We start from the raw sequence: 6,401 nt of genomic DNA on the forward strand, positions 1-6,401 counted from the left end.
ACGGGTATCGGCGTCTGGACAGGGACTACGAGTTCAAGCCGTCCAACAGCGTCGGCATGCTCTGGCTGGGCTTCATCCGCCTGATGCTCAACCGAATCTGGAACTGCTGAGACTTCTTGGACACCCTCTCAGGATGACGGAGGGGCGGGTAGCTCGCGGTCGAGTCGATACGATGCTCGCGAACCGACATCCGGATGGACGACGCGACTCTACATCCTCCTGTCACGCGACGCCTCGCGACGAGCATCGGCGGCATTGCCATCGCGGGCTTGGCTTCCGTGTTGGCGTACGCACCGTTCGACCAGTTCTACCTCGCCTGGATCGCGGCAGTGCCGGTGTTGTGGTTGGTGGCGAACAGCCGAACGGCGTGGTCGGCGGCGGGGACGGGGTTCGCGTTCGGGCTCGTCTACTTCGGGACGAATCTCTGGTATCTCTGGTACATCGGACCGCTGCCGTTACTGGGGGCGGTGCTGTATCTCGCGCTGTTTCCGATGATGTTCGCAGTGTTCTGGCGGCCGATGGCGAGACGACGCGACGTGTGGAGCGTGGTGACCGCTGCCGCGATGTGGGTGGCGATCGACTGGCTGCGGGCTGTCCTGCCGTTCGGCTTGCCGTATGTCTTCCTCGGCCACGCGCAGTCGCCGATGCTGGCGATGACGCAGATCGCAGACATCGCCGGCGTGTACGGCATCACGTTCTGGGTGCTGCTCGTCAACGGCATCGTCTGGCTGGCCATCGAACACCGCGGCCAGAAGTCAGCGTGGTCTAGAAGCTCACTCCGTCATCCCGAGCGCAGCCGAGGGACCTCGCCCGATGGCGATCGCGCGGATCAGGCGAGGTCCTTCGACTCGCTGCGCTCGCTCAGGATGACAGACCAGGGGGCTCCTTGTTCCCTACTCAGGTCGCTCACGCCCACCCTCGCGATGATCTTGGCGACGACGATCGCGCTGGCCAGCTATGGCACGTGGCGACTGGCGGAACGCGACTTCAAACCGGGGCCGAACGTCGCCTTGCTCCAGCCACACTTCGAGCTGCTCAACACCGAGCCGGTCGACGGCGCTGCACTCATCCAATGGCTCGCGGCGGAGACGTCGCGCGCCGTCACGAACTCAACCGAGCCCGTCGACCTGGTCGTCTGGCCCGAGAGCAGCGTCTCCTCCTTGAACGAGGAGGCCCGACGCGAGATGGCCGGGAGTCAGATCGGCCAAGTCGCCAACGAAGTGCACACGTGGCTGTCGACGCTCTCATCACAAGGGCCGGACCTGCTCGTCGGTGCGAGCGCACGCGAGGGCATCACGATCCGCGACAACCGCTACGTCGCTGACGATCGCTTCAACAGCGTCTTCCACTACACCTCAGGCGGCGTCGCGGACGCGCGATACGACAAAGCCCACCTCTTCCCCTTCGGCGAGTACATCCCGTTCGGCACGCAACCGTGGCCGATCGTCTACCTCCACGACTTCTTCCAACTCTTCAACCCGTGGGGCGGCGATCACGAGCTGACGCCGGGCACCGACGACACCGTCTTCACCATCGCCGGCAGCCGCGTCATCGCGCCGATCTGCTTCGAAGACATCGTCCCGCCACGCGTCCGCGACCTCGCTTACGACGGCACCACCAAGCGGGCCGACGTGCTGGTCAACGTCACCAACGACGGCTGGTTCCGCGGCAACCAGATGGCCCAGCACCTTCAGGCCGCGAGCTTCCGGTCGATCGAGAACCGCATCCCGACCGCACGCAGCGTCAACAACGGCGTCTCGGCCATCGTCGACCCCGACGGCCGAATCCGAAGCTCCGTCCCCGCCGCCACGCCCGGCAGCCTCGTCGGCCGCGTCATGCTCGACGATCGCACCGCGCCATACGGCATCATCGGCGACGTCTTCGCCTATGCCTGCGTCGCGGCCACAACCTTGATCACGCTCATCCGTCTCATCCCGCGAAGGACCGCCTCATGACGACGCTCAAGCTCACGCCGCTCGTTCTCGCCGCTCTGCTCGTCGGCTGCCAGTCGTCGGGCGAGCGACAACCACTCCGGCCAGACCCGCTGCCGCCCGTCCCGCCGATCGTGCAGGTCGACGTGGACACAGACCTTCGCGAAGCTGCGGCCGCGTTCGTGATCAAGGCCACGCAAGCGGACGACCCGATCTTTCGAGCCAATGCCGCCGAGGCCGCCGAGGGCTTGCCCGACGACGACGCGACAGCCGCGCTGGTGCCGCTCTTAGAGGACGACGATCCTGTCGTCCGCTTCGCCGCGATGATGACCATCGGCCGCGAGCAGTTCGGCGGGCCGGACCTTGTGGACGACCTGGGCGTCCTCGCCGCCGGACCTTCGCCAAACGGCCGGGTCGCAGCGATGTTCGCGATGCACCGGCTCGGCGAAACGGCCAAGAGCCAAGGCCTCGCCGACGCCACGACCTCGCCCGATCCCGTCGTCCGATCCCACGCGGCCCTCGCGCTGGGCCTGACCGGTGAACCCTCCGCCGTCGACGTGCTGGAACCCATGCTCGGCGACGACGACGCCACCGTCCGACTCACCGCCGCCGAAGCCCTCTGGCGGTTCGGCCGACGCGACGCACGCGACCGGCTCATGGAAGCCAGCCTCAGCGGCTACACCGACGACAGCGTCATCGGCACGCTGGCCCTGGGCGTCCATCCCGACCCGAGCGCCTTCGCCATGCTGCAGGGCAAGCTGACCGACGACTACGCCGAGGTCCAACTCGCCGCCGCCCGCGCCCTCGGCCAGCTCGGCAGCGACGCTGGCTTTGGCCTGGCACGCGAGGCCGCTTCGTCGCAAGAGCCGCGCCTGCGAGGCATGGCCGCCGCTGCCTTTGGCGACATCGGCCGCTACGACGCCCAGGCCGACCTCGCCGCCTTGCTCGATGACGACGACCTCGGCGTTCAGCTCGCCGCGGCCGCTGCGATCCTGAAGCTCGACGGCTTCGCGCCGCAGACCCTCGGGGCCGGGCGATGATCCGCCTGCTCGGGCTCGACCCCGGCACCCGCCTGACCGGCTACGGCGTCATCGACTACGACCCCGCCGACCCGCTCCGGCCGGGCCTGGTCGATGCCGGCGTCTTCCGACTCGACACCAAGCTCGGCATCCCCGCTCGCCTGGTCGACCTCGCCGATTCGCTCGACGAAGTCCTGGCCGAGCACCGCCCGCAGGCCGCGGCGATCGAGGAGGTCTACGCCCACTACAAGCACCCGCGGACCGCCATCATCATGGCCCACGCCCGCGGCGTCCTCCTGGCCGGCTGTGCCCGTCGGCACGTCGCGATCCACGAGGTCGCCGCCAACCGCGTCAAGCAATCCCTCGTCGGCTTCGGCCACGCCGGCAAGGCCCAGATGCAGCGTGCGATCCAGTCGACGTTCGACCTGGCGGAGGCCCCCGAACCCCCCGACGTCGCCGACGCCCTCGCCGTCGCCCTCTGCCTCGCCCGCAGCGGCGCGGTCGACGACCACCCCGTCGCCGACGTCTGACGAGCCCGCCCGAAGGGAGTAGCAGAGTCTCAACAACCCGCCGTCCGGTCGCGCACCACGCGGTGCGCGATCGTGCCAGTTGGTCACCGCCGGGTCTCCCCGAAGACCCCGCCACCACCCAAGAACAACCGCCAAACCACCCGCCAGCGCCCAACTTTCACCCACCGGCGACCACAGTGACAAGCTCACCCGCCGCCCAAGGGACGCCGCCCCGTCACAACCCCACCCACCCCCGACACTCCGTCCCCCCGACCGCCGTCGCGCAGCGCGAAGCCCCATGGCCCCGTGCCACGACGTGCCAACGTCGTGCTTCGACCCGACACGACGTTGCACGTCGTGGCACATATCCTCGATCGACGACCTTCCCGCCACTGTCGTGACCAACCGAACGTCCATCTGCCTGTCGATCGCGGCCCCGCTGGTCATCCTCGGCGTGCCGCTGCTCGCTGCCTGGGGCTTCCTGTCCTACGTCGCTCAATGCAATCGACAAGTCGACGAGAAGGCGGCCCAGGCTATCGCGTCTGGACAGAGGATCATCGACGCCGTCGAGCAGCACGACGCGGCGAATGGCAGGCTCCCCACGTCGCTTGGCGAATTGCAGATGGACGCAGACCTCAAACGAACTTGGACGCTCTCGGCAGGCAACCAGCACTACGTGCTCGAAACGATTGTTTCAGCCGGCGTCGTCGATCAGCCCATTTGCTACTACAGCCAAAGCGACGAATGGATCAAAGGCAGTTGACGCGGACCAGAACGGATGCGCGCGAGAGAACAGGCTCCCGCCCCCTCTTCTCTTGCCGAATAGTCCCGGCATCGACGCATGTCATGGGTCAACGTCGTCATCACCAATCTGGGATGCGCGAACAGGCTTACCTTCGTAGAACATCACCTGGATACCGTGCTCCAATGCCCAGTCGACCTCGCAGTCAAGTACGAGGTCAAACGCCGCCCCCTTTACGGGCGGAATGAACATCCTCGCGTCATCTAGCAACACATCATGACTCGACTCCGGGATTTCGCAGCTGCTATCCTCTAGCAATCCATTCCTCTTTTGTGAAGCAGCATAATCTGCGATAAGCGCCCGGATTTCTTCAACCAGCTTTTCGTCAATTGCATCTACAAGTTGCCTGAACGCACTCTTTTGCCATTCTTCCGGATCGCGACCACCCAGCGTGCTGACTGACAGCTTCATCTCGCCAAGATGAGGCAAGGTGATTTGACCCTCCCAGAGATAGTCAAATCTCATCACGCCAAAAACTGGATCGTCTATCGTTCGAGCCATCTGTATCTCCGGCACTTTTAACGTCGTATTTCTGGGCGGCGAAAAAGGGGTCGGGAGCCGTTTCACGCACGGGATCGGATGCAGCCCGTCGGCACCTTACCGACTTTGTGGCTGTGTCACCCGATAATCCGCCCTAGGTCGCTCCGCTCAGAAGAAGTACCCTTGGTCCATATCGAACCGGGCGGCAAGCGTCGCAATCTGGTCGCGGGTGAAGCCTGATCGGCGGCCGGCGAGGATGTCGCTAATGAGGGAGGGGCTCTTGCCGATCACCTTCGCCAGATCCGCTTGGCTAAGGCCCTCGGCTTCGAGTAGGTGCTCGATTCGCTCGGGCAGTGTCGTCGCGGGCTTGGCGAAGTGCTCGCGGTCGTAGCTCTCGATGAAGGCCGAGACGGCCGCGAGGTACTGCCGCTCACCGTCGTGGAGCTTCGTGCGGGTGATGAGCGGATCAATAGCCCTAACGGCGGCGTCATAGTCGCGGGCCGAGTCGATCGGGTGAGGCGGCCAGACAGCGGCGAGCCGGCAGTACCGCTCCGCCGCGGCCGACGCTTTCTTCGATTTGTTCCGCAGCTCTGTCATTGGGTGTTTCACGTTAGCGCTGCTCAGCTTTGCACAACGTGTCCAGCCCCACGACGTGACAACATCGTGGCACGGCTCATCTCACAACGCCGCGGTTCGCAGTTGGCTGATGATCGACATATTCGCCGCGCCATCACACCATTCGAAGTTCGACGCAGCGAGGTCGCCCCCAAGGAACAACGGTATTTTATGAACCAAGTGGTCAAACTCTTTCTCGCGATCACCGAGCCCGCTTTGGACGAGGTCTCGATGTTTTTCCCGTGCAAACATCCACACCTCAGGATCCACAACAATGCATTCGATGAATTCTTGAAAAGACCCGGCAGCAATGGTAAACGTCCCCGTCCATAGTGCAAGCATCTTCACGCGATCAAACTTCCCATCTCGCCTGAGAAAGAATTGATTGCCGAATACATCCTGAGCGAATGACATCCATTCGGACTTGATCGCAGGGAATGCGTGCCGCCACACGCTCCAGTCATTCCACTTTTCGATGTCATGCGATATCGAGTCCGAGGCACCGAAGAAGTGGAACATGCCATCTTCGGTGAATCCATGGCCCTCGCGGTCAATGAACGCACGGTACGTTTCCGGCACGATGACCCCACTGGGTGGTACCCAGGCGGACGCTGAGACTGATACGGGCGGGCGGAGCAAACGGCGAAAAGAAAGGGGCAGACTCCATTATGCATTTCGCCACGTGGCGCTCAAGCTTCGTTGTCGAGCACCGCCCCATAAACCCTCGCCACTGCGTCGGCGGCGTCTTGCCAGCGCATTTGGCGGACTTCGAGGGAGCCGCGGTCACTTAAGTCGGCCGCGAGCTTGTCGTCGTGGAGGACGTCGATCATCTTCGTGGCCAGGTCGTCGTCGTCCCAGAAGTCGGCGACCAGGACGTTCTCGACCTTTTCGCTCAGGCCGCTTTGGTTGGAGATGATCGTCGGGACGCCGTGGCTCATGGCTTCGAGGCCGACGAGGCCGAAGGGTTCGCTGCGGCTGGGCATGACGAACAGGTCGGCCGAAGCGAAAAGCCTGGCGACGTCGTCGGAACGCAGGTGGCCGGCGA

At 64.6% G+C, this 6,401-nt stretch carries 8 protein-coding genes; 4 read left to right on the forward strand and 4 right to left on the reverse strand.

Features of this window, described 5'->3' with window-relative positions:
• Positions 1-194: 194 nt before the first annotated feature.
• The 4 genes from lnt (at position 195) to AAGI46_14685 (ending at position 4,222) form a co-directional block, all read left to right on the forward strand.
• The gene (lnt, locus tag AAGI46_14670; protein MEM1013451.1) at positions 195-1,955 is read left to right on the forward strand and encodes an apolipoprotein N-acyltransferase; all 1,761 of its coding nucleotides are present in this window, start codon (positions 195-197) and stop codon (positions 1,953-1,955) included.
• Positions 1,952-2,971: a HEAT repeat domain-containing protein gene (locus AAGI46_14675; protein ID MEM1013452.1), complete on the forward strand. Its 1,020-nt coding sequence runs from the start codon at positions 1,952-1,954 to the stop codon at positions 2,969-2,971. The genes lnt and AAGI46_14675 overlap by 4 nt, the downstream gene beginning before the upstream one ends.
• The gene (locus AAGI46_14680; GenBank protein ID MEM1013453.1) at positions 2,968-3,480 is read left to right on the forward strand and encodes a crossover junction endodeoxyribonuclease RuvC; all 513 of its coding nucleotides are present in this window, start codon (positions 2,968-2,970) and stop codon (positions 3,478-3,480) included. The genes AAGI46_14675 and AAGI46_14680 overlap by 4 nt, the downstream gene beginning before the upstream one ends.
• 376 nt (positions 3,481-3,856) lie before the next feature.
• A complete protein-coding gene (locus tag AAGI46_14685; protein ID MEM1013454.1) occupies positions 3,857-4,222 on the forward strand; it encodes a hypothetical protein in 366 nt (121 codons plus the stop codon).
• A gap of 81 nt (positions 4,223-4,303) precedes the next feature.
• Here AAGI46_14685 and AAGI46_14690 read toward each other — a convergent pair whose 3' ends face one another.
• From AAGI46_14690 to AAGI46_14705, 4 genes are all read right to left on the reverse strand, one after another.
• Positions 4,304-4,828 carry a hypothetical protein gene (locus AAGI46_14690; protein ID MEM1013455.1) on the reverse strand — a complete coding sequence of 175 codons (525 nt, stop codon included), beginning with the start codon at positions 4,826-4,828 and terminating at the stop codon, positions 4,304-4,306.
• An 81-nt stretch (positions 4,829-4,909) separates the two neighbouring features.
• Positions 4,910-5,338: a helix-turn-helix domain-containing protein gene (locus AAGI46_14695; protein MEM1013456.1), complete on the reverse strand. Its 429-nt coding sequence runs from the start codon at positions 5,336-5,338 to the stop codon at positions 4,910-4,912.
• Between the two features lie 81 nt (positions 5,339-5,419).
• Positions 5,420-5,935 carry a hypothetical protein gene (locus tag AAGI46_14700; protein ID MEM1013457.1) on the reverse strand — a complete coding sequence of 172 codons (516 nt, stop codon included), beginning with the start codon at positions 5,933-5,935 and terminating at the stop codon, positions 5,420-5,422.
• Between the two features lie 110 nt (positions 5,936-6,045).
• The coding region (locus AAGI46_14705) for a glycosyltransferase family 4 protein (GenBank protein ID MEM1013458.1) at positions 6,046-6,401 on the reverse strand (356 nt) is incomplete at its 5' end.

This window comes from Planctomycetota bacterium (genome assembly GCA_038746835.1).
Classification (GTDB): domain Bacteria; phylum Planctomycetota; class Phycisphaerae; order Tepidisphaerales; family Tepidisphaeraceae; genus JBCDKH01.

Excerpts from the sequence above, each read along its gene's own strand:
- AAGI46_14675 (MEM1013452.1), top strand. The coding sequence starts at position 1,952 with ATGACGACGCTCAAGCTCACGCCGCTCGTTCTCGCCGCTCTGCTCGTC.
- AAGI46_14680 (MEM1013453.1), top strand. The coding sequence starts at position 2,968 with ATGATCCGCCTGCTCGGGCTCGACCCCGGCACCCGCCTGACCGGCTAC.
- AAGI46_14695 (MEM1013456.1), bottom strand. The coding sequence starts at position 5,338 with ATGACAGAGCTGCGGAACAAATCGAAGAAAGCGTCGGCCGCGGCGGAG.
- lnt (MEM1013451.1), top strand. The coding sequence starts at position 195 with ATGGACGACGCGACTCTACATCCTCCTGTCACGCGACGCCTCGCGACG.